Annotated in this window: 20 protein-coding genes; 1 reads left to right on the plus strand and 19 read right to left on the minus strand. The window is 38.1% G+C overall.

Going from position 1 to position 24500, the window contains the following annotated elements; translation table 11 throughout:
- Positions 1–39: 39 nt before the first annotated feature.
- The 11 genes from DC487_RS06530 to DC487_RS06580 form a co-directional block, all read right to left on the minus strand.
- The gene (locus DC487_RS06530) at positions 40–2409 is read right to left on the minus strand and encodes a GumC family protein (protein WP_116775165.1); all 2370 of its coding nucleotides are present in this window, start codon (positions 2407–2409) and stop codon (positions 40–42) included.
- Between the two features lie 59 nt (positions 2410–2468).
- Entirely contained in the window at positions 2469–3287 is an 819-nt protein-coding gene (locus tag DC487_RS06535; RefSeq protein ID WP_116775166.1) for a polysaccharide biosynthesis/export family protein, read from the minus strand.
- 32 nt (positions 3288–3319) lie between these two features.
- The gene (locus tag DC487_RS06540) at positions 3320–4063 is read right to left on the minus strand and encodes a tyrosine-protein phosphatase (protein WP_116775167.1); all 744 of its coding nucleotides are present in this window, start codon (positions 4061–4063) and stop codon (positions 3320–3322) included.
- A gap of 186 nt (positions 4064–4249) precedes the next feature.
- Positions 4250–5866 carry a hypothetical protein gene (locus DC487_RS06545; RefSeq protein WP_133228439.1) on the minus strand — a complete coding sequence of 539 codons (1617 nt, stop codon included), beginning with the start codon at positions 5864–5866 and terminating at the stop codon, positions 4250–4252.
- 30 nt (positions 5867–5896) lie between these two features.
- Complete coding sequence (locus tag DC487_RS06550; RefSeq protein ID WP_116775169.1) at positions 5897–6637, minus strand: hypothetical protein; 741 nt, start codon at positions 6635–6637, stop codon at positions 5897–5899.
- Positions 6638–6672: 35 nt separating this feature from the next.
- Positions 6673–8091 carry an exopolysaccharide biosynthesis polyprenyl glycosylphosphotransferase gene (locus tag DC487_RS06555; RefSeq protein WP_116775170.1) on the minus strand — a complete coding sequence of 473 codons (1419 nt, stop codon included), beginning with the start codon at positions 8089–8091 and terminating at the stop codon, positions 6673–6675.
- A 445-nt stretch (positions 8092–8536) separates the two neighbouring features.
- A complete protein-coding gene (locus DC487_RS06560) occupies positions 8537–10132 on the minus strand; it encodes a tetratricopeptide repeat protein (RefSeq protein ID WP_165799035.1) in 1596 nt (531 codons plus the stop codon).
- A gap of 260 nt (positions 10133–10392) precedes the next feature.
- Positions 10393–11967, minus strand: a complete 1575-nt coding sequence (locus DC487_RS06565) for a polysaccharide biosynthesis protein (protein WP_239016331.1) — start codon at positions 11965–11967, stop codon at positions 10393–10395.
- 529 nt (positions 11968–12496) lie between these two features.
- Positions 12497–12922, minus strand: coding sequence for a WxcM-like domain-containing protein (locus DC487_RS06570; RefSeq protein ID WP_116775173.1), 426 nt, complete (start codon positions 12920–12922; stop codon positions 12497–12499).
- Between the two features lie 2 nt (positions 12923–12924).
- Entirely contained in the window at positions 12925–13899 is a 975-nt protein-coding gene (locus DC487_RS06575) for an MraY family glycosyltransferase (protein ID WP_116775174.1), read from the minus strand.
- Between the two features lie 33 nt (positions 13900–13932).
- On the minus strand, positions 13933–14856 hold the full coding sequence (locus DC487_RS06580) for an NAD-dependent epimerase/dehydratase family protein (RefSeq protein ID WP_116775580.1): 924 nt from the start codon (positions 14854–14856) through the stop codon (positions 13933–13935).
- 94 nt (positions 14857–14950) lie between these two features.
- On the opposite strand from DC487_RS06580, the gene DC487_RS06585 reads away from it, so the two are divergent.
- Entirely contained in the window at positions 14951–16195 is a 1245-nt protein-coding gene (locus tag DC487_RS06585; protein ID WP_116775175.1) for a hypothetical protein, read from the plus strand.
- 37 nt (positions 16196–16232) lie between these two features.
- Here DC487_RS06585 and DC487_RS06590 read toward each other — a convergent pair whose 3' ends face one another.
- The 8 genes from DC487_RS06590 to DC487_RS06625 all read right to left on the minus strand — a co-directional run bounded on the left by DC487_RS06590 (position 16233) and on the right by DC487_RS06625 (position 24499).
- Complete coding sequence (locus tag DC487_RS06590) at positions 16233–17264, minus strand: CgeB family protein (RefSeq protein WP_116775176.1); 1032 nt, start codon at positions 17262–17264, stop codon at positions 16233–16235.
- Complete coding sequence (locus DC487_RS06595; protein ID WP_239016332.1) at positions 17264–18427, minus strand: NAD-dependent epimerase/dehydratase family protein; 1164 nt, start codon at positions 18425–18427, stop codon at positions 17264–17266. Before DC487_RS06595 ends, DC487_RS06590 begins: the two co-directional genes overlap by 1 nt.
- The gene (locus tag DC487_RS06600) at positions 18412–18969 is read right to left on the minus strand and encodes a DapH/DapD/GlmU-related protein (protein WP_116775178.1); all 558 of its coding nucleotides are present in this window, start codon (positions 18967–18969) and stop codon (positions 18412–18414) included. The genes DC487_RS06595 and DC487_RS06600 overlap by 16 nt, the downstream gene beginning before the upstream one ends.
- Entirely contained in the window at positions 18954–19766 is an 813-nt protein-coding gene (locus tag DC487_RS06605) for a glycosyltransferase family 2 protein (RefSeq protein WP_116775179.1), read from the minus strand. Before DC487_RS06605 ends, DC487_RS06600 begins: the two co-directional genes overlap by 16 nt.
- A 73-nt stretch (positions 19767–19839) precedes the next feature.
- Positions 19840–20910 (minus strand): glycosyltransferase, encoded by a 1071-nt coding sequence (locus DC487_RS06610; protein ID WP_116775180.1) that lies wholly within the window; start codon positions 20908–20910, stop codon positions 19840–19842.
- On the minus strand, positions 20898–22253 hold the full coding sequence (locus DC487_RS06615) for an O-antigen polymerase (RefSeq protein WP_116775181.1): 1356 nt from the start codon (positions 22251–22253) through the stop codon (positions 20898–20900). Before DC487_RS06615 ends, DC487_RS06610 begins: the two co-directional genes overlap by 13 nt.
- 58 nt (positions 22254–22311) lie before the next feature.
- Entirely contained in the window at positions 22312–23319 is a 1008-nt protein-coding gene (locus DC487_RS06620) for a glycosyltransferase family 2 protein (RefSeq protein WP_116775182.1), read from the minus strand.
- Between the two features lie 79 nt (positions 23320–23398).
- Positions 23399–24499 (minus strand): glycosyltransferase WbsX family protein, encoded by a 1101-nt coding sequence (locus DC487_RS06625; protein WP_116775183.1) that lies wholly within the window; start codon positions 24497–24499, stop codon positions 23399–23401.
- Between the last annotated feature and the right edge of the window lies 1 nt (position 24500).

The raw sequence follows: 24500 nt of genomic DNA on the forward strand, positions 1-24500 counted from the left end.
TTATACTTTTCTTCAATATTCATTTCAAGAGTTTACTTATTACTTTGTTTTCCAAAATTGCCACCAAGGGCGAACAACTCTATCCTCGCCATAATTGCCATAACCAAAGCCATAGCCGTACCCATAATTACCATAATACCCTCCTCTAGGCTTTACATCATTTATTACAAAATGAATAGGCTTGATCTTATTTTTAGCGACAAGATCATTAGGAATGTATAATTGTTCTTTGTATGTGTAACCCTGCCGCACCAAGTAAAGACACGTATCAACATATCGAGATAAGAGTTGAGCATCAGTCACCATACCGATTGGAGGAGCATCTATTAGAATGTAATCATAACGCTCGGACAAATCATGCATTAAAGATGTCGCTCTAGCACTGACTAATAATTCGGCAGGGTTAGGCGGAATAGCTCCGGCCTGAATTAGATCCACATTCTCATGTTTCCCCGAAGGCATTATAATTTCCTCAACTCGCATATCTTGCCTGATTACGTATTGTGAAAATCCTTTACCTACTGCCAACCCCAATTTAGAAGTAATGGATGGTTTACGAAGATCAAGCTCCATGATTAACACTTTTTTGTCAAGTAAAGCAAGTGAAACAGCCAAATTTAGAGCCACATAAGACTTACCTTCGCCAGACATAGATGATGTAAAAAGAACTCGATTCCCACCATTTAATATAAATTCTAAATTAGTACGCATGGCCCGAAACTGTTCAGCTATAGCAGAACGCGACGATTTAGTAATAACTACCTGCTCTTTATCGTCTGAATGTGAAATTGTCCCTAAAATCGGTAAACGACTTGTACGCTTAATATCTTCTATACTAACGACGCGAATATTAAGTAAGTCTTTAATGTATAGTACAACCACAGGGATCAATAGTCCAAAAAAAAGAGCGAGTGCATATACAATTTTTCCTTTAGGCGATATAGGGTATTCATCGGCGCGAGGTGAATCAATCACTTTGGAGTTTGAAACATTTGCAGTACGACCGATTGCTGTTTCCTCCCATTTTTCTTGTAAAAAGATATACTGTGCCTGCTTAATTTGTTGCAAACGTGCTAGATCAATAAATCCACGCTCAATAGTTGGAACCTCTTGAATACGTGAAGATAATTGAACTGACATCTGAGACTGCTTTTTTTTAGCCAATTCTAAGTTCTTTTTCGTAGAACTCAAACTGCTAATCATATCCTCACGCAATCCGGCAATCTGTTTATCTGCATTTAGTACTAATGGATTCGTTTCGGTATTCGCCAGTAACAGACGTTCCCTTTCTAAAACCAGCGAATTGTACTTGGTAATTAAGCCATTGAAAGCCAAATCCTGTTCCATTACCGATGAAGGCAATACTCGGGGATTTGCTGGGTTTTTTAGGTAAGCCAAGACAGCATCAAGTGACGATAATTGCACATCAATTTCAGCTAAACTTTTTGTATACTCAGATGAATTCTGCAAAAGTAATCTACTTTGCTCAGTCATATCAGCCAATTGTGTCCTTTGCTTGTAGCCAGATATTTTATCTTCAACACCCGCCAACTCTATTGTGATAGCTTCTAGCCTCGTTTTTATAAAAGACAACGTAGAATCGGCGATTACATTTTTATCATTGAGATTTCTATCCGTATACTTTTGCACCAATTTATTTAGTTGACGCACACCTCTGTCCGGGATGGAAGTATTTAATGATAGATCGATAGTTGACACATTTTTATTGGTTACAGAAACTTCTAAAGCCTGCATAAAACTAGAAACGGCCTTATGCACAGGTTTTACGTAAAACCCATAACGTTCAGTTGGATCTATAGCGTTGATTCGTTCTACTCTTAACGTTCCGACTTCAGGATACATGAAAGGTTCGGACAGCCTAACATTGAAACTCGTATCAGAATCTTGGAAAATTAAATTTTCGTCCTCTCCAAAACTTATTTCGAAACCAATCCCTGATCTTATTGCCATCGGATTTGATAATACTTGTACTCGAAAGGGGGCAACATCGATAGGTTCATCCCTTAAAGCGCCTTTTGTAAAATACCCAATGTACGACGTATCCGCCAATACCATTTCCTGCATCAAGTCCGTCGTGAGGAGCACTTCTACTTCATTATCCACCGAACTTTTCGCTCCCATAAGTCCGGAAAAATCATCTAATGCTGACCCCGCTAAGCCTCCTGAACCTTTCCTTTCATCAGATACAAGAAGTTTAGCACGTATGGTATATGTCGGTACGGTGAAACGTAAATAGAAAAAAGCTAATACAATTCCCACAATCGCACATACAGCAAACCAATACCAATTCGAAAGTATCTTGCTGAAAAATCTGACGAAATCATTATTATCGGAGGAATTTATTTCATCAACAAATTCTTCATCCCAATCCATTTGCTTGTTAGCCATAAGTCTTTTAATTAATGATAGTTTTGTTGAATCGAAAGTTACAGTAGGGAAACACGTAGTTATCTCCAACGCGTAATCAATACGATCAGTAAAGAAAGTGCAGAACCAATTATCGCGTAAGTTTGTGTTCTAGCCGCATTGTTGGTAGCTGCTTTAGCTTTGCCCGGCTCTACATAGATAACATCATTCTGCCGTAGATAATAGTAAGGGGACTGAAAAATATCGCTATCCGCAAGATTTAACCTTACCATTGCTTTTTGTCCATTTTCTTCACGGATGAGAAGCACATTCTCCCGCTTACCATAGATAGTTAAGTCACCAGCCAAACCTAGAGCATCTAATATAGTCACCTTCTCATTGGGCACGGTGTAGGTTGCTGGACGAGTCACCTCCCCAAGTATTGTAATTTTATAATTGGCAAATCGAACCTGGACCGTGGGATCGCGATAGAATTCTTGAGCCTTTTGGGTTATTAACTCGCGCGCTTTATAAGTTGTTAATCCAGCTACTTTAACTTTACCCAATAAAGTCATATGCACATAACCGTCTTTATCTACTAGGAAACCGGAAATCACCTGATTTCCAACATTTGATGCACTACTAGCACCAACCGCTTGTATAGCCTCTGTTTGGTTGGCGATGTTACTTGTTGTTGGATCTAATGTTTGTACAGTAATGCTTAATAAATCGTCCGACTGTATTATCGGTTCACTAAAGTCCGCGGCAGACTTTATTACTTTAAGGGTGTCTGATGGAAGATCCTTGAAATACACGACATTTTTCACTGAACAACTACCCAATAGGATCGTAAATAATAGACCACTGAGTAGACCCCAAACGGGTAGTCGTGGTAAAGTCTTTTTTAAATTGTTAGTCATTGTGATTGTAGTTGTAGTTTTAATATGTCGTGTTAGGCATGTGTCATGTCGAATAATGCCTGATTTTGCAAATTGCACTGTTTGAAAGAGGGCCACAGATCTTCTTTTCCGATCCAATGTTCCAATGCTTTGATATGCCGCATATGATGCACATCGCTACCGACCAGATCCACCAAACCTTTTTCGGTTAATTGCTTCGCTGCCTTTCTTTCGTTAGGCCCATAATAGCCGTAAAGTGATAGCAGATTGAGCTGTAACAAGCATCCTAATTCGCGTAAGCGTTTTACGGCTTTTAGATTGCCATGGTAGAAAACATAACGCTCTGGATGCGCCAAAATCGGCCTGTAACCATTCATCTGTAAGTCGAAAATGACTTTCTCAATCAACGAGCTTTCCTGAATGTATGACATCTCGATGAGGACATGATTGTCGGGCAAGGTGGCCAACGGATCTCCTTTTTGTATTAGACCATCAAAATACGTGTCGACCATATATTCTGCGGCATAACCTCCAAGGGTATCTGCATATCTGCTATTCAAAATGCTTTCGTATGCCGAAGCGATACGTGCTGGTGTGTTGGGATACATGCCTTGAAAAATATGGGGAGTGAAAAAGAATTTTCTAATCCCCAATCCATTCAAGCGTTCTATCAATTGTAAACTATCTTCCAAAGTTGCAGCGCCATCGTCTAAGTTGGGCAAGATGTGCGAATGCATATCAATCTGCATCCATTCTAAATTCTGAAACTTTCTTTTTGCTCGGAAGATGTTTAGCATATGTTCTCCTGATAAGCAAGGTAATTGTAGAAATACCCGGCCGGAGCGACCGTCCGGGATATTTCCCTACAATTACAAGCTAACACTTGTTTCTTTTGTAAACCATACTGGTTTTATCCTCCAAACTATCATTAGAAGAGTTTCTAGAAACCAGATGGAATACCATTTTTTCACGTTTAATTTATATTATAATTTTCCACACTCTTCGGTCAGGATGGCCAAGTTGGTCGCACCCGCTTTTTCGCCGATAATATCGCCTGGTTGTATACCAACAGTAGCCGTGTTGTCTACACTGATTGTTTTGCCGCCAACCACTTTCACTCGGTTGTTCCAGATTGCTCTAAAATCGTATCGAGTACCATCTGTGCGCAACAAGGTTGTTCTCAAAAATCCATTAGTAACGGTGCCTAAGAATTGGAAATCTTTAGTTCCTGTAACCCGGTGATACAACTGGAAGGTTGGCAACAAGGTGATTGGATCTACTTTCTCTGGACAGCGTACATACAATTGTAAAGTCGCAGTCGGGTTAGTAGGATCACCCGGATTAGGCAACGCGATCTGCGTAGTCTGACCACATGCCCCAAGTACTGTCTCCGCGATAACTGTTCCAGCAGCATTTTTCACGACAATCGTAACGCCTGAAGTAGGCAAGTCTGCAACGCTGATATCTTTCATGCTGCTAGAAATAGAATACTGTCCAGAAGCGATGACATTTCCTCCCCATACCGCTTCTACGGTAACTGGGTAAGTAGAACCATTGGCCATCCAATCACCAGTAAAACTGATGACAGGCTGAACGTTACAGGCTGCACCAAACTCTCCAGCTAGGAAGAAGGTTAAGTGAGTGATCGGGAAGGTGACGCGGTAACCTGCACCAGTATCGCCTGTTACAACCGCATTTTGCTCGAATCTCCAGATTCTATCGCTACTACTATTGGTGAACACTTGGAAGCTTTCTGCTGTACTGATCGCACGATTTGTTAGCGGACTAACGTAATCACTCGATACTGGTAATCCAAGAGATAGTGGTTGGCTAAATTGTCTTACCGCAATGCCATTGATCACCATATTGATACGTGTTACAGCTGCTGGGCTAAATGTACCCGCTGAACTAGCACCGCCTTCTAAAACAACATTGCTACTTCTAAGACTACCGCCCGGTAGAATAGATTGTGCATCGCGGTTACGTCCATCGATACTACCAACAACCACTTCAAGATTTGTACCTACGATCAGGTTACCATTTGCATCGCGAAATTGTGTTCCTGCTGGAATATCTAATGAAACTTGGCCGCCGCCTTCTGCTGCAGGCAAAGAAATTGTGATAGGCTCTAATGTAGCGCCGTTAGCACCTAAGGCAATATTACGACGCACCTCGCTGACCCCATCAGGAAGCTGTGATGGTTTTCTTAAAATAATCGTTTCGATACCAGCAGAGGCATCAGTAATGGATACAGGAACAATTTGTGTCGTATATCCACTGGCGCTGATGGCTACCATGAAACGTACTGGTGCTGCTGCGGAAGCAACTCGTTTTGGATCCAAACCAAATGTTACCAAGTTTTCCGTAGGCTTGAAATCACGGAAACCATTCATGTTGTAGATGTCTTGGGTATCACCAGATTCTAGTGCAACCGAAACTCCGTTAATCGTACTTCCATTTTCGTCAACAATACGTAAGGTTGCTGAATGCCTAATAACCTCCGTACTGATAAGAAGATCAAAATCTTTTAGTGGGTTCTCACAAGAACCAGCAACACTTATCAAAATAAGTGCGCATATATATGTAGCTAATTTTTTCATTTTTGTCATGTGCTTATGGATGATCCCCCCTTACCAAAAACGGTAACTAAATCCAATTTCTACACGTGGCAAATAGCGGTAGTTGCGAATGTTGTTTTCGATTCGCGACGCATTGGCCACATTTTCTTCCAGTAAACCGCTGGCTTCCATACTAACTGACGGCTTTGATAAGTAATAAGCTCCCAAGTCAATATTCATGGAGAATCTGCTATCAATTACGATATTGCTCCAACCTATACCTGCGTAAGGACTGACTGTCTCTTTCCAGTTGACATGTGTGGTAATCGTACCTACGTACTCTGGATCGACCGCTATCTCCCCATAACGGTATGGATCAGCAAGGCGCGTCTCCAATCTGCCATCTAATTTGAAGAAATACGCTCCACCTAATTGCACATTAAATGAGCGAAAAAAGCCCGTTCTAGACGCAAAAGGAGTCCAGCCAAATAGTAAAGACACATTATGTGCTTTCGCAAATACATTTGTTCTGGTATCGCGGCCACTGTAGTTGCCTGCAATTTTAGTATTAAATGGCATAAAACTACCTGCCAGACGCGCTCCGAAGTGTGTTCCAAGCGGTTGATAATAGTGTAAGCCGACGCCGGTAGTCCCAACGTGAACACCTAATCCTACAGGGTATGGATAACCATACTCATAGGCCGATGCAGGGATACTATCTCGATCGCCACCTTTAGCAAGCACGCTAGTGCTCGCGAATAGGCTGCAGAGACCGAACAGCATCATCACGACAAATGTGAATTTAAATTTCATAAAGGTTGATTTGATATTATAAATAGATGTAAATGTTAATAAGCGTTTTCCTCCCCCTTGATCATATTGATCGCAGTCATACACACAATCTTAAAATCAAGCATAGCTGACCAGTTTCTTAAGTATTCAATATCATACTCCACACGCTTAGCCATCAATGCTGGATCTTTAGTTTCTCCTCTAAAACCATTGACCTGAGCCCAACCGGTAATTCCTGGTTTTACGAAATGACGAACCATATAATGTTGGATCAATTGACTGTAATGCTCTGTGTGCGATAGCATATGCGGTCGCGGACCAACAACACTCATTTGACCTAGAAATACGTTGATAAATTGTGGAAACTCGTCCAAATTAGTTTTTCGTAGAAATTGGCCTATTGGTGTAATGCGTTTGTCACCTTTGCTTGCCTGTTGCGCATTGGATTGCTTATTGACTACCATGCTGCGGAATTTGTAACAGCCAAAAGCACGGTTATTCCTGCCGGAACGTGGTTGCTTAAAGAAAATAGGACCAGGACTTTGTATTTTGATGATCAAACCAAAAAGAGGTATCATCCAGCTTAGAATAAAGATAATGACCATGCTACTAATGAATAAGTCGATCAAACGCTTTTTAAACCGATTTTCCATCGTAGACATGGGCTCCTCATGCGATTTGAGCACCGGCAGATCAAACTTCAACGTCGTATTTTCACTACCATTGTAGGTAATCCGTGCACTAATCGCTGGAACGAAGTTCAATTGAACACACTGAAAATCGGCCGCTACAATAAGATCTTCGCTATAAGCGCTAACCTCAGGTGTGGTTACTAGAAAGACATCGTGAATACCGTCTCTGGATACGGTTTCGAAATACTCCTTAAAGCGCTGTAGCGTCTTTTCTTTATTATCCAGCGCATCTTGATCTTTGTAACCGATCGTATTGATACTGTAGAAATCTCCTTGTTTTTCAAAATATTCGGCAACAGGTGCCAAATGATCCCCATGACCAATGATCGCGACGCGCTTGGACCAATTAAATCGCTTGGCAAACGCAGGGTATATATAAGTCATGAAAAAGCGAGATACTATAAAATACGTGGCCAAACCAACTGAAAGGATAGCAACAAATGGCCAAGCATGGGCCAATTGAAAACCTGACATCACACAGATACCAAAAGATATAATCAAACCTGTTCCGCCACGAAGTGTGGCGCGGAACATATTTTCGAGACGTTCCATCGAAATATCACGATACAGATGCGACAGAAGTGCTGCTAAGACTGCTAAAAGATTATACATCATCCAAAGTGACTGAAAAGCGGATGACGACTTGTCGATGTATTTTATCAAATTCAACTCTAACGCTAAATCAAAAGCTAAGAGAAAGGCTAAATTCACACAAATAAAATCCGTTGCTATCCAAAAGGCTCGCAAGTATACTAATACTCGATTTTGCACGTACCTAAACATAGTTTTTCATGAGTTAGTGGATAATTCTGTAAAAACTCCTTAATATTTGGAATAGATTTTTGTGAATCTCTTCTCCCTGGAAGGCAATACACAAAAAATCTATTCAGTAATCGAACTCAACACTTTTTTGAAACTTTAAACACATCAAAAAATCTTCGTAAATAGTTTTACGGACTTGCCGAATCCTAATTTTCGATTACTCGCCAAAGATACATGCAGATTTCGCTTGAAACAACGATTCAGCACGCCTCAGGGGTAGACAAATAAGGGACAATTGGAAAAATACGACGTCAGGAGCTCTGAGAGCAGCATTTATAAATGCCATGTCCACCCTTTGTCCACCCCACGACATGTTAACAAAAACACAAAATTATACACGCTATTTTAACAATAACGTAACGTAAGGCCGTAAAATTTAAAATTTTTGATGTTATAACAACTATGCTTATTCGGAAGGATCTTCCATTTTCTTTTTGAGACGCTGCTTTCCTTTCTTAACACCATCCATTGAGATACCTAATAGGGAGGACATTCCCATATTGCTGTACTTCAATTTCATTAATGCAAGTAGTCTCAAATCTCCTTCGGTAAGTCGGGGATACTTTGCCTTTTTCTTCTTCAAATAATCGGGAAAAACTTGATCAAAGGTGAGCTTGAATTTTGTCCACCGATCATCAGTCATAATTGGTTCTTTCAATAATTCATCCAGTACCTCAACGGAACGAACTTTTATATCCGTATTTTCTTTACCCAACTTCTCTAAGTCATTCTGAAGTCCTGCAATCAGCGAGGTGCTTTCTTTCGATTTCTCATCGGCTTCTTTCCATGAATTTGTTATTTTCTCCAGTTCCTTATTCAATACTTCGCGCTCCAGTGCGTAGGTCAACTGTTCCTTCTCCAACATGGTGGATTTAATTTTATGCCTATTTTTACTTCTATTGAGGAGTAGGATAACAATTATCAAAACGGAGGTGAGGAGGAGTCCAAATGCTAGTTCCAAAAGTAGAGACGTTTTTCTCTCTTCATGCGCTGCCGCAATAGAACGTTGAAAGTCGTCGGATTGCCACTGCCAGTATGCGCGCTGCAATTCATCATAACGTTCGGTAGCGCGCAAACTATCGTCGTAATGTACGTATTGCTTCAGATATAGCAACTCATCTGCCTGATAGCCTTTGATGCTTGCGATCTCAGAGCGCAATTTGGCAATTCTTGTTTTAATGGGCAGGAAGAATGGTTTGGATTTGACATACACTTCGCTACGCGTAAGATATCCCTCGGCCTCTTGCCAACCGCCTACATCAATCAACACATCTGCTAGCTTGATCATTGATCGCATCGCATCTAAATGCTCGCTATACTTGACCGATAAACGTACATTTTCTTTCAGTAAACGTATGGCTTTATAAGGATTTCCTTTTTGCTCTTCAATAGAAGCGAGGTTACCAAATATAATTCCCATCCATAGGCTGTCTTGATTGCGTTCGGCGATGCCGAGTGCGCGTTGAAAATGCACGACAGCCTGACCCAGCAGTTGTTGCTTCTCGCTATACACGCCCATGGAATTAACCATGCTAATATGTAATGCTGTACCATCCTTACAATAAGGAAGACCTTCTTGTAAAAGGTTGATAGCACCAGAATAATTGCCGATATATCCGTAAAAAGAGGAAATCTGATGTATATGCCGACTGAATAAGGGCACTGCTTTGTAATCAACTTGTCCAATTAATTCGCCCGCTTGCAGAAAGTAAGGAATAGCTGCCTCTAACTCTCGATATACAAAATAGTAATATCCTTGCCTGATAAGTACAATGAGACGAAGTTCATCATTTTGAATACGTTTGGCAGAAGATAAGGCTTTCTTATAGCAAAGGTCTGATCTCGGATTAACCTTATCACTCAATTTAGAGTAATAATCAGCGGCCAACAAATCGTGGATAATTTCTAGTTCAGCACTTTTCTTTGCTTTTGCTGTTTGCAGTAGTTCATTTAAGTGATCAACGACCACAGTACTATCTTTAGATCTAAAATTCTGATCCATTAAAATAGTTTCTAGAGAAGATACGCTACCTACGCTATTAGATTTATTCGAGAAGGATCTATGTTGGGCTTGCACGATCGCATGGCACAACAAGAAAGCTATCACGCAAAGTAAACGAGACATGGATAGAGCTAATCTTTTCAAAGGTTGACACTACAATGATACCGATTGTGAATCGAAAATCAAATAGTTGCCACAAAGTATTCGAAAAGCTTTTTTAAAGGAATTTTTGGATGATTTACTTTTAATAGAGGATCAAACTATGCCGATCTCTCCGTATTGGCCAAATAGTCTGGAGTGTCAGTGTCCAAAACTGCAAATGCTGAGTTTTGTGACTTAAATTCGGGTACAATTTCTTTCATTTTAGAGACCAACTCATGATTACAATAATTTACACGCATAGATTGAGTATATTGGCACAAATCATTGATCTGAATATATCGCTGCGCAAGATCATCTGTATTCACTTTAGCGATCATAATCTTTTCATGGTATGTCTTGATGGTATTCTCACCATTTGCCAGCAGTTCCTCGTAGACTTTCTCTCCCGGTCGTAGGCCAACAATCTTGATATCAATATCAACAGGATATTGAAGTCCTTTGAGGGCAATCATTTTTTTTGCCAACTCCATGATACGAACTGGCCGCCCCATATCAAACACAAATACTTCTCCTCCCTTACCCATTACAGCAGCTTCTTGAACCAATTGACAAGCTTCTGGGATGGTCATAAAATATCGAGTGATCTCAGGGTGTGTAATAGTAAGGGGACCGCCTTCCTTTATCTGCTTCTCAAAAAGTGGTATAACCGAACCATTTGAGCCTAGCACATTACCAAATCTTGTGACAATAAAAGAGGTTTTAGAAGCCCTATTTAATGCTGCCACAAAAATTTCCGCGATGCGCTTTGTCGCTCCCATAACATTCGTAGGATTAACAGCCTTGTCGGTAGAAATCATCACAAACTTTTCGACCATATATTTATCAGCTAGCCGAGCAATCACGCTAGTCCCGACGACATTTGTCCACACGGCCTCGTAAGGATTATCTTCCATTAAAGGTACGTGTTTATAGGCTGCCGCGTGAAATATCAAGTCTGGACGCTCCCTCTCAAAAAGGGCGTCCATAAAAATGGTATCTCTAACATCACCTACCACCGGATTCATCCTTTTAGAATCAAGAATGCATTTGAGCTCTTGTTGAATATCATACAAGGCCGACTCAGCTTGATCTACAATAATTAGCTTTTTACAGTTTGATCGCGCTATTTGCCGCACTAATTCGGAACCTATTGAACCTGCGCCACCAGTCACTAGTATTGTCTTATCGCGCAACGCTTCCGATACAATCGGATTCTCAATATTGATAGTCTTTCTACCCAGCAAATCCTCGATCTTCAAAGTTCGGATATGCTGTGCCGCAACGGCGCCTTCTATATATTTGGATGAAGGTGGAATAACCTTAATTTTCAAGGGAAGTTTTTCTGCTACACTAGAAATCCGACTCAGTCGTTCAGGATCTACATCATCAATAGCTATAATAAGTTCCTGCGCACCACCAACCTGCTCTAATAAAGCCCAATTTAACTGACTTAATGGGCGAACGATGACACCATTAATGTGTTTTCCAATTCGATTAGGATTATCGTCAACAATAGCCACTACACGATATCTATTTCTCGAGCCCAAATGCAAAAGATTATAGGTATTGTGCCCCATATTGCCTGCACCGAACAAGATAACGGCGATAGCATTATCCTTATTATACCAAAACAATTGATGAAATAATTCTCTATACAACAACCGCAGACCACTCATGGCTATACCTACCATCATACCATGAACAAATAGTTGCGTATGAGAAAAATGAAAAATGTTGTGCTTTATAGAGAATGGAGCAGCATGATCAAAAAACAATAAATCGACACTATAGGCCGACACGAAAAGGATAAGCAAGGAGAGCAATATACTATTCCCTATCAAAAACAAGTCATTTAAACTCGTTCTCCTGATGATCCCTTTAAACGGTTTGTACACTAAAAAAGAAAAAGCGTATACGAGCGAAACCAGACCTCCTTGTCTGAGCATTGTACTCACATTTATCTCACCAAGCACACGCATAATTAGAAGATAGCTCAAACAGAAGCAACACCAAACTACGAAAAAATCAATTAATAACACCAACCACCGGGGTCCGTGCATTAGCAATTTTGATTTTAAAATTGGGCTTATAAACATCGCATTCTACTACCGAATATTTTCACTCATCAGATCAAATAATGAGCAATAAAGTTGTAAAGATAAGAAAATAACCAAACAAGATCTGGCAAAATACCGTGAACAGGCTTGATTGCGGTTGTGAAATTTAAATAAAGTAATCAGATGGCCACAGATGGTCATCCAAAGCAGCGTGCTCTACTCCATAATCAGCAAAAACCAATAGCTCTGAATTATTCTCCTTGGACTGAAAAGCTGTAGCATACCCTGCCGGAACATGCAAAACTTGACCTTCAGAAGCTGTCAATAAAAACTGCTCAATGGGCAAATTAGCCGAGGGATTATTCCAGTTGTCGATCTTGACTAAACGAGCCGAAAAGACACCTGATATGGCATAGAACCAACGTTGTTCGATCTTATGCCCGCGCCAACCGCGGATCAGTTCAAGGTTTGCATTTTGAATAAGGTAAAACCGCTTCACCTCTGTCATGTCAAAGGCATTGACAAAACGAATTTGCCCACGTGCGTCTTTCGCAACTCCGCCTGGAATAAAGCTGTAATCTGAATTTTGCATCACTAACTTGTCTGCTGGTTACTTCGAATGTGTTTTTTTAATATAGATTCCTTCAGAAGGAGATAAACTATACTGAGTACTAATAATGAAACAACTGAAAACAAAATTTGTGCTTTAACATCAAAATTAGTTGCGTAAATAACTAGCATGCCGAAAACAAACTGAAGAATACCATATATCGCCGAAACTAGAAGCTTAGGTACACCTGCTTCATTAGCCAAATATTGATATAAATGTGATCGATGGGCTTGAAATATGTTTTCCTTTAGATAGAGCCTTCGGACGATTGTCCATACAGCGTCAATACCGTAAATCCCAAGGAATAGAATATAAAGAAAGTTTCCAGTCTGCAAGATCAACTTCGCCAGCGCAAACATCAGTATGAAAGCAATCGCGACCGAACCGACATCTCCTGCAAAGCATTTGGCTTTTTTACGGAAATTGAAGAACGCAAAGGCAAGTACACCAAGCATTGTATAAGATAGGAGATCTGGATCAATGAAGCCTACCGTACTGTTGACCAGCATCAGAAGCCCACCCACCGCTAAGCTATATGCGGCTGTAATACCGTTGATACCATCCATAAAATTATACGCATTGATAACTCCAACGACCAGCACGAACGTTGAAAGTAGGTAAAACCAAGGCATCGCAAACAAATCTAACTCATACGACATCAATAGAACTGACAGGAAATGGATTAATAGACGAAGTTTGTTTGAAAGTGTCAATAAATCGTCCGCAAAAGAAACGACCGTCATCAAGGTTAATCCAAGAAAAAACCACGGATAAGAAAAGCCTGATACGATAAAGTAGATCAGAGCCGCAAAGTAAAACACGATACCTCCGCCGCGTAAGGTTATTTCTGTATGCGACGACCTTTCATTGGGCTTGTCAATAATATTGAAATGATCCGCAATACGAAAATAGAATAATTCAAATAGGATGAATGCAGCTAATAGCAGAATGTAATGCATGTTAGATTATGGTATTTAGCGAAAATAGCAGAATTACCTCTTATTAACTACAAATGATTGGATTGTTTTTTCCATACCTTCTCGAGCCGTAAGCGGAAGTTTATCTATGCCTAAGGCGTCTTTTATTTTTTGATTGGAGACTAATAGTGTGCTAGTCATCTTCTTAAGTCGATTTGTGTTTAAAGGCACGAAGGAAAAGTAATCCCCACTTTTAGCAACAAGTTTAATGAGCCATTTTGGTATATCCATTTTGATTGAGCTCTTTTCAGTTACCAACTTGATAATATCTATAATTTCATTCGTAGCCATTGGCTCATCATCAGCCACATGATAAATACCAGATTCCAACAGATCTGATTTTTCGATAATCTGCTCGATTAAATAGCAAAGATTTGTAATAGAAATAAAAGAACGTCGGTTATTAAACTTAGAAAGTGGGTATGGCAATCCTTTCGACACGAATTTGTACAAAAGACCCAAATTACCCTTGTCGCCAGGCCCATGAATCATGGGAGGGCGAAGAATTATCAGTTTTTTACCCTCGGGCACCTCTTGGGCTAAAAGCCATTTTTCAGCCTCTCGTTTAGATTGCCCATACCAAGATACTGGTCGGCAATCATTTTCTTCGCCTAGTGCTTTCTCAGACTCAAACTCCTCGATTGCCGCTAATGAACTTATGTGAATGAAAAGAGTGGCATTACTTGAGCAGAAAACGCGAAAAATATCTTGTGTTAAGTTTAAGTTAGTATGAAAATAGTCATTTTCTGTTGCACGGCGATCATGGTCGTGCGCCTTACCCACAAGATTAATAATGACATCTCCGTCATCAATCAGCTGAGATTTCCATGTATCATTTTCTCGAAGGGATATACCGTAAACATCAGCATCATGAAGTGACAAATATCTACCTAAATGTCTCCCTACGAACCCAGATGCTCCTAGAATTTTAATTTGCATAAACATTGGTAAGTTATCTAAATTATTGAGATAGTACAAACAGTCTTCTTATAAAAAAAAGTTTAAAAAATTAACAAAAAAAATATTTTACAAAATGAGAATAACAGAAAAAATGAATTATAATTGCAAAAAAATAAAAATGAAAACCCTCAATACTAGAGCCTTATTATTGCTGCTTTACATTATCTTAACTTCATGCGCAAAAGATAAACCTCTTAAAATTGATGAACCGATAGACTTTGTCCCTGTAAGCAGAATAGGAATCGACAAGATGGCTCATACATCTTCACTTTATACTGACGATTATGCAAAAGATGGCACGATGTGGGCCGTATACATGGCGAGCGAAAATGATTTATTTGAAACAATCGAATCAGATGCTTCTACCTACTTGGTCAAACTAAATGGAAAAGATAAATCTGTTATTGAGCGGCACAAGATATTGAGTCGCGGAGAATTAGTAGATAACTTTCAAGTTTCAACCAAATATAGCCCCTATGATCCTCTAGCTATTGTCTTTAAAGATTTCGTGCGTTGTTATTCTGTTTGCGCAAATGAAAATGACCAAGAAGGATTGAGATACATCTACAGGGACTTTAATAAAAAAACAAAAACGTTTGGCGAAGTAAAGTCTGTATACTTCATCACCGATAAAGCTGGTACTGAACAAGGAACGCTTATGAGTAACAAAACTTTTTTCGATTTTTTTTCAAAGAATCAAGCACTAAGTAATGACGGAGTAAAATACTTAATTATGGCAGGAGGACTGATTAGTTATCGGGGATATTACTATACTTTTCTCGGCGCCTATCCTGCGGGTATGTCAGGAGCTATAGTCCGTTCGAGAAATGGAATAGAATGGGAAACGGTGTTTCCCTTACCTACAGTTTTTGGACATATTTTCGAAGCTTCATTTGTTATTCGCGACAATAAGCTGATATTGATATCGAGAAATGATACAAGGCGTGAATATGTTATCGCAAAATTCAACATGACTGGAAGCATGGAGACATCCCGGACAATTACTGATTGTTCTCCTTCTAGACCACGTATCTTCATCCATAAAAATGAAATATTCACTATGTACAACGGAAGCGAAACCTATCTTGACAAGATACAAGTAACTCGGAATAGGGTGATTCTAGAAAAAATTAATATCAATACATTAGCAGCCGAAACGAGCAGAGAAATACTCACAAACTTCAGTTTTCAATATTATTCTACGGCATTCAATAACAGCAATGATAAACTATACATCATGTGGACCAATGGAATGCAATTGAATATGCCAGCACAAATGAAAGATGCGATCGTTTGGAAGCTCTTTGATTACTTTTAGCATCTACAAAATGCTTTTTTACTTTACCAATAATTAATTAGTCTTTCAATACTTTTTCCCAATAATTCGACTTGCGCAAGTCAAAAACTTCTTCCAACCAACCTCTTAAAGACATTGCCGCATAAAGCTGTGGTTCAAAGTTTAGAAATTCAGTCTCAAAAAAAGCAGGATCAAAGTCTACCTGTTCCCTATCTATAATCATTACATTTTGAGTATTATAAAAGGGATACTTTTTAATATTTGGATTAGTTGTTATTAATTTTCGACCCGCTCCTAGCGTCTCGAACGTTCTCATTGTTAAACCATCCTGATCAGGATGGTTTATATCTAGAATTGCGACAGAACGTCTATAGATCTCTTTTATTTCGAGATGGGAAAGACTATGAAATGAAATATGCCGAATGCGAAAACCCCTGAATGACTTTTTAATCAATCGGTTTATGTAAAATAAGAGCTCGCTAGGTGAAAAATAGAATGCAAACATATTTTTTCCGTTGCTTTCGCACCACTGGCGAACACGTTCACTAATGCTATATCTATCAGAATGTGCAGTTCCTATAAAAGCAACAGTATATTTGAGATCGTCCCTCTCTCTATACAAGCTTGCGTAGTCTCCAGCAAAAAACAATGGTCTAAAATTGATTCCGTAGGAAATAGCATCCTTTCTGTCGAATGTATAAGATGAGTCAAAAAGATGTAGATTATTCAGGCCGTTCTTATTATTTTTAAATGAATCATAGGTGTAATAAATCATCTTTATATTCTCATTATTTTCGCGTAAAAAATCGATAAAAAAAGATGGAATTGCCTCCCCTTTGATCAATAAAAAATAATCGTAAGATTTAAATTGAAGTTTCTCCATAAGCTTTTCGTAGTATCTCTTTATGGAAGTCCTATATAAATCCTTTTTTAAGCGAATAACAACTTTACTCAAAAATGAATTGGAAGGGCGTTCATCGTAGATATCAACATAAGCTCCCATTTGAGTCAACTCCTCTTTTATTAAATTTTCATAATTGAAAAATTTCACTGAAAGGATTAATATTGACTTATTGTTCAATAAATCCATTATTTGTATAAACCCTTTTCTTTCATTTCTTGAATAGACTTCGCATACTGGTCTTCGTGAACAGCTTGTGTGTTCACCCAATTTGTAAATCGCTGCAAACCTTCGTCAAAAGACACTTTAGGTGTAAAACCTAATAGATTTTTAATCTTAGTAAGATCCGCATAATTGTGTCGTATATCACCTAACCTATAATTGCCAGACACTGTTATAGGAACTTTTATTCCATAGTATTCACTGAGTTGCTTTGCCACAGTCATGACATCCACTGCCTGCCCGTAACCAACGTTGAACACCTGATTATTAGCATTATCATTTTCTAAGCCCAAAATAGTAGCATCTACCACATCGTCTATGAATACGAAATCTCTACTTTCTTTACCATCCTCGAATATATTTATTCCATGACCATTTTTAATTTGTGTTGAAAAAATAGATAATATGCCTGTGTATGGATTCTTCAGAGACTGTCCAGGACCATATACATTTTGATAGCGAAATGCTACTCCAGCCACACCGATTGTCGGACATACTGTCATGACCATTTGCTCTTGATTTTGTTTAGTAATTCCGTAGACGGATGATGGGTGAATCTTTGATTCTTCATCTGTACCAACCAGCTCCAAATCTCCGACACCATCGTATTTAACTTCAAAATCACCACTGTCCATATCAACTGATTCACGCTGCTTTGGGTATACTGGGCCTAAATCTTTACAAAGATATTTTCCTTCACCATAAATTGAGCGGGACGACGCAACAATCACTTTTTTGACAGTATGCACACTATTAACCAATAGATCCAACATGATAGCGGTGCCATTTATGTTTACCTCGACATATTTATTCACCTCATACATTGATTGTCCGGTACCCGTTTCAGCAGCGTAATGAATAATAGCGTCCTGTCCTGCCAAAGCTAGCTCCCAATCAACTTTACTTGTAACCGTACCTTTGATGAATTTTACTTTATCTATTATGCTAAGGTAGAGTGACGAAGTTTTTTCAGGATCTTCTCCATGTATCTGAGTCGATAGATTATCTAAAACAGTTACTTGATACCCCCTTTTGACTAATTTTAATGCTAAGTTGGAGCCTATAAACCCAGCTCCTCCCGTTATCAATATGTTTTTAATGCACATAAACTTTATTATATCTTCTCCCAATTTTTAGTTTCAAAATTATATCTTTTGACAACACGCGCCGGCGTCCCCACAATTACGCAGTAATCAGGAAAAGAACCTCTTACAACTGAATTTGCACCGACAATACATTGCTTACCTAAGATAGTACCCGCCTGAATACATGCACCAATTCCTATAAAGCAATTTTCACCTATAATCGTTTCTTTTACATTCCACGATTGATCAAGTACTTTCATATCAACTTGACTATACTGATGATCGATATTAGTTATAAAAACATTTGCTAATATAGTAGAAGATCGCCCTATACGCAATTTCGCACCGCTAGTAATATGAACATTTTGAGCAATCCCAACCTCGTCTTCAATATATATAGATGACTTCGATCCATGACATTCCATTCGAACGTGGGGGAATATTCTTACTTTCTTCCCAATAGAAATATTTCTTGCTCCCAATATTATAATAGGTTTACCTATATATGATAATGCACCTATCTTTTTAAAGAAAGGTTTGTACAATAGGGCTCTTATACCCCAAAAAAGCTTTATGAGACCAAACATTTTCTCCGAATATATTTTGCTTGAGAATATACCTTAAAAAAGTAATACTCTAATAAATTTATATTACCTCTTTTAAACATTTGTCGGATATTTGTCTGAACCCCGCGTTCCATCTCGACTAAATTACTCGACAAGCCTGAAGAACCAAAATTTGGTTTTCCTTGTCCTGTTATAACTAATCTTTCATTTAGAACGACCATCTTATAATGCTCACAAACTCGCATCCAGAAGTTAGCATCTTCTGAAAACTTTTGATCTTCAGAAAATACGTCCGTTAATTTCAGTACCTCTCTGCGAAATATTGCCGTAGACGTCTGCCCTACTATTTTGATAAGAAGCTTCTTGATAGTTACATGAGCATATAAATTGTTTATTAGCACATAAGGAAAAGATAGCACATCATCATTCCTTAGGGCTGTCACAAAACTAAAATCAGAAAATTTCAATAAAAAGTTTATTTGCACACTTGTTTTTCTATCCAACCATTCGTCGTCAGCATCTAGAAAAGCAATGTATTCCCCTGTGGCAATATTTAATCCGACATTACGAGCTTTTGAAACCCCGCCATTTGCTTGATCAATAATTTTAAAAGCATGATGACTACTTTTGCATTGAGAAACGAACGCCTCAACTATTGCTAATGAATCATCAGTAGATCCATCATTGATTATTATAACTTCAAAATTACCATTGTAACTCTGCTTCATGATGGACTCTAAAGCTCGCAAAACAAATTTCTCTGCGTTATACATAGGTATTATTACCGACACTGTTGGAAGGTTCACATCATCATTCATACTGAACAAACTAAATACTTTTATTAAGTCTTTTTAACCATTAAGACAGTGATATTGTTGTCTGATACGCCTCTCAAAACACTTTCCATAAACGTTCAAACTCGGCAACCCTTGTCCTCAAATCATAATTTGACTCCGCATATTTTTTCAACACGTCTTGATTAAGAGGAGTATTGTACGCATTTGCTAACTTACAAAACAAATCATTTGGATTGTCTAGGCTTGCAGAGATATATCCATATTTACCATGTTTTAAAATATCGATCGCTCCCAAGGTAGGAGTAGATACTATTGTTTTGCCTAATGATAAGCTTTCTAACAAGACTGTAGGAAATGCTTCAGATATTGATGACAACACAATAACTTTCGCGTTATTAATATACGGAAAGGGATTTGACTTTATGCCTAAATTCTTCACAGCATTCTCTAATCCCAATTCTTGAATATACGAAGTTATAAACTGTTCCTCAGGCCCCCCACCTATCAAAAGTAATTTTACATTACTGTAAGCCTGATGAAATTTACTAAACGCATCCAAAAGCAATGGTATATTTTTGACTTTCTCAAAACGTCCGACGAATAATAGATATTCTTGCGGCAAATCACACACAGGGTCTAAAGCATATTTATTAATCAGTGATAAGTCAATAGGATTATAAATCTTAACAACTCTATCTGCTTTTAGATGAAAGTTTTTGATAAGCATTGACCTAATCCCTTCTGAAACAGCAACAACTTTGAAACACAATGGGAATATATACTTCGCTACAAATGTTTGCTTAACACCCACTTTCGCATAAATATCATAATAATTGTGCTGAGAACTTATTATTTTAAAAGAGACACCACTTAACAATTTTGCAACGTAAACAATCAAAGTAGCATCATTAGCAACAAACACGATGTCAGGTCTATTATTTCTAAAATAGCGAACTAATGCGAAAAGTGAGTCTCGCAATCTCTTTGTACCCAAATGTTGATATTCTAGATTATCCGATGCTACTATATCCAACTCTCCTTTGCTATAAACAGTCAGGTAAGTCACTGGATATCCTTTTTCTGCTAACCCTTTAGCATATGTATTCAGCACTCGTTCGATACCTCCAATATTTAGCGAGGGCGTAAAAACTGTTATCTTTTCCATGAGCTTTGTATGAGTCGATTAAGATATGCTAAAACTAAAGCTAAAACTACAAAACGAAGGGGATGGACATATCCTGCTCTAACAATAAATATCGCATTTCCAAGCATAGTTCCCAACATAATGATGGCATAATAATCCAGTGACAAACTTCTTTGAGTTATCTTATTAATGTACAAACCTAAACCAAACATTAGAAATATAGAACCTAATAGCCCAAAGGATAAATATATATCCGCTATTATAGTCGTACCCAAACCTATTCGAAACTCTTCGGGTGTGTTCAGATCTTCAAAAGTAAATGCTGTTAGAACTTCAGCTGATCCATCTTGTAGATCAGGGAAAATACTTTTGACCAGTGATGGCATAAGTGGTACTACACCTGACACTCCCAGCAGCATGGATTCTCCATAAGTAAATCCATGAGAATCTACATATTGAAATACCGTATAGGTATTCCTAACAGGAATCGTCAGATCTAAAATCAACATGATTGGATTTGAAAGATCTAAAGATTGATCACTCGTTCGCATCCGCTGTATAAACCACATAAATACGATTCCAGAAAATGCAAATAGAATAAACTTTTTAAAACTTATATTCTTGAATAAAAGTGTATACAATCCTAAAACCGGCAATATTAATTGACTTGTGGCGGTTCTATTTCCCGCCCATAGCAGCATCCCAGCCAACAGAAACAAAGCTGAAAATGCGAGCCAACTTATGTGATACGAAGCCGAAGCCTTTTTATTATAAAGTTCAGTACCAATCAATGCTGTAGCAGCAGCAATCAATAAAATTAAAATATGCTTGGCAATACCTGCTTCTTGATCAGCTACGGCATCATTATACTCTGACCTGTAGTACGAAACACCTCCAGACGCAATGAATACTAAAATGAGCAAAATGATTACAATAACTAGAGGCGTAGTCTTAAAAACCTTAGGATCTGTGGATACAAACTCATCTTTTATCAGGACTAAATTACCTACTAAATAAGACTGAAGACCGATTAGGGCTAAAAAATTACCTTTATTAACATATTCTTCCGGTATTTGAAACCCCAAAAATACTGCTCTAAAAAGATCTTCATCGTGATAAAGAAATGTCGTCGAAAAGCCAACCAGACAATATACTAATATGAAGAGTGTATCAAAATCAAGATAATTTTGCTTTTGCTTAGCTTTGAAATAAATGAAGTTTGATAGCAGCATTAATGAAAAACACACGTAAAAAAGAGACAAAGATACTTCTCCTTTTACTGGTATAAATAAATATACCATAATTGTCAAACATAGTAATACTGACAAAGATACTCGCAGAATCTGAACTCTCGACACCACCATACTTTTTCGACTTAGTTACCTAAATTTTATCATCGCTGCAAACTCTGTCAACAAGAAATCACCTTAGATTATTCGGAACCAACTTCAACTTTAAATTATACAGTTTTACATATATAAATCTATATACTAAGAATACTTTTAAATACTTCTTTTTAATCATTTCGAAGATGATCTTATCTCGTTGCAAAAGAAATGACGTATCCTTCATATGATTCGTTTCCGGGAATAATTTTATAAGTTCGTCCAAATATGCGATCTCCGCATAGAAAAGTAAATCCATTTTCTTTCTCAACTTCCCCCTCAACAGCGCTACCTCATACAAATGGTAGTCTTCCTTATTTGAAAAAAAGCCTGTCAAGTCATTCAGCACAAAGATAACATTATCAATACTATTCTTGGATAATTTCTTGGTCGTATAGGATTCCGGATTTGTTTGTAAATAATGGTATAGAGGAGAGTCAACTTTCGTGATCCTCCTAGCAAAATACACCAACTTTGACACAATCAAAAAGTCTTCACCATAATTTATCCCTCGAGGTACCGATATGTCATTTTCAATGAAAAGATTCCTTTTGATCAACTTATTAGGAAGGCCTAACATAGTCTTGGCTGACAGCAGCAGCTGCAGAAAATCAACTTTAGTTTCGCCTACTTTCTGAACCGCCAGTGTTCTGTAATTTTGCCACTCTATCCAAATGTCACACACTACAATATCAGCATCTTCCTGCAATGCTTTTGCGTACATTAATTCTACTAAGTTGATTTCCAGATAATCGTCACTATCTACAAACAATACATAATCTCCACTCGCATTACTTACTAGCGTATTACGTGTTTCTCCTATACCTTTATTATGGTCATTTTCGATTATGCGAATCTGATTTTTCCGATGAGGATAACGAGTTATAACATTATTTAATATTTCAATCGAATTATCTAAAGTACAATCATTAACAAATATATACTCTAGGTTTTCAAAAGATTGCTCAAATAGGGATTTCGCACACCTTGCAATGAAATTTTCAACTCCGTAAATCGGAACCAAAATAGAGACTTTTGGAAACATGAGCTTTTTTTTATAAGTAGTTTACTGTATCTTCATTAGACAACAAAGTAATGGCGAAAAACAAAAGGTAGTAACCTAATTATTTATTATGAAACAAGGTCTTATCTTTCACTTTTCTGATAACCTCTAAAAAGGCATGTCCATAACGTAAATCTGGCTCTAGATAATTACCTTCTGCCCATTCGTTCCATGACTTTATGAAGATGATTCTATTCTTTTTTCTAGACACGTTACTCATAACATTACTTACATGTGTTTTGAAACTTTCTGGTGTAAATTCATCTAAAACCAGTCCTTCTCTGCCACTTCTTGGCGTATGATCCCATCCAGTAATGATACTAGGATAAACACGCTCATTCATATCGATTTCTTTATTAAAGAAATAAGGTGCAACTTTCGAAAAGTTAAATCGATTTGGCTGATTAAAGAATATTCGATTAAGCTTGTTAAAGATTTTGGATCCTAAGGATCTTTTTTTGTAAATATCAGCTATTCGCACAGTATTCACGGCATCTACTCCTGAGGCCAAAACGTCCTGATAATTAGACTCTGGGCTATTGATATGACCAATGAAATAGAAGTCATTTAAGTCATTTTCTTTTGCTAATTGTCTCCAAGTAGTGATAAAGTCAGGTATTGATTCATCTCCTAAAGGGCGATATATAACAAAAGCAATCTTGCCATCTATTCGCAAATAACGTTTATCCTTAAATGCTTCCAATAATGCATAGAAATGATTGCGTACATCTTCTTCTCCCGGATACAATTGTTCGATAAGAGTATTCCTGTTTTTCAGACCGTGGGCGAAACCTTTCCAAGATTCATTTGCCCAGCCCAAGCAGAAAGGAAAATCAGGTTCGCCAGATTTCACCATTTCTTCAAAAGGACGCTCCATTAATCGCTTGCCATTACCAAACCAATAATGCCAGTAACAAAAAGCGTCAATACCATGCATCCTTGCCAAATCTGTTTGTTCTTTCCTTACTTCTGGAACACGCAAATCATAATAGCCTAAATCAGCAGGCACTCTAGGTTGATAGTGACCTCTGAATAAAGATTTTGCTTTACCAACGTTAGTCCATTCAGTAAATCCTTTTCCCCACCATTCATCATTTTCGGGGAAGGGGTGAAATTGTGGCAGATAATAAGCAATGATTTTTGTATTCTCGTCTTTTCCCATA

The sequence above is a fragment of the Sphingobacterium corticibacter genome (assembly GCF_003076635.1).
In the GTDB taxonomy this organism is placed as follows: domain Bacteria; phylum Bacteroidota; class Bacteroidia; order Sphingobacteriales; family Sphingobacteriaceae; genus Sphingobacterium; species Sphingobacterium corticibacter.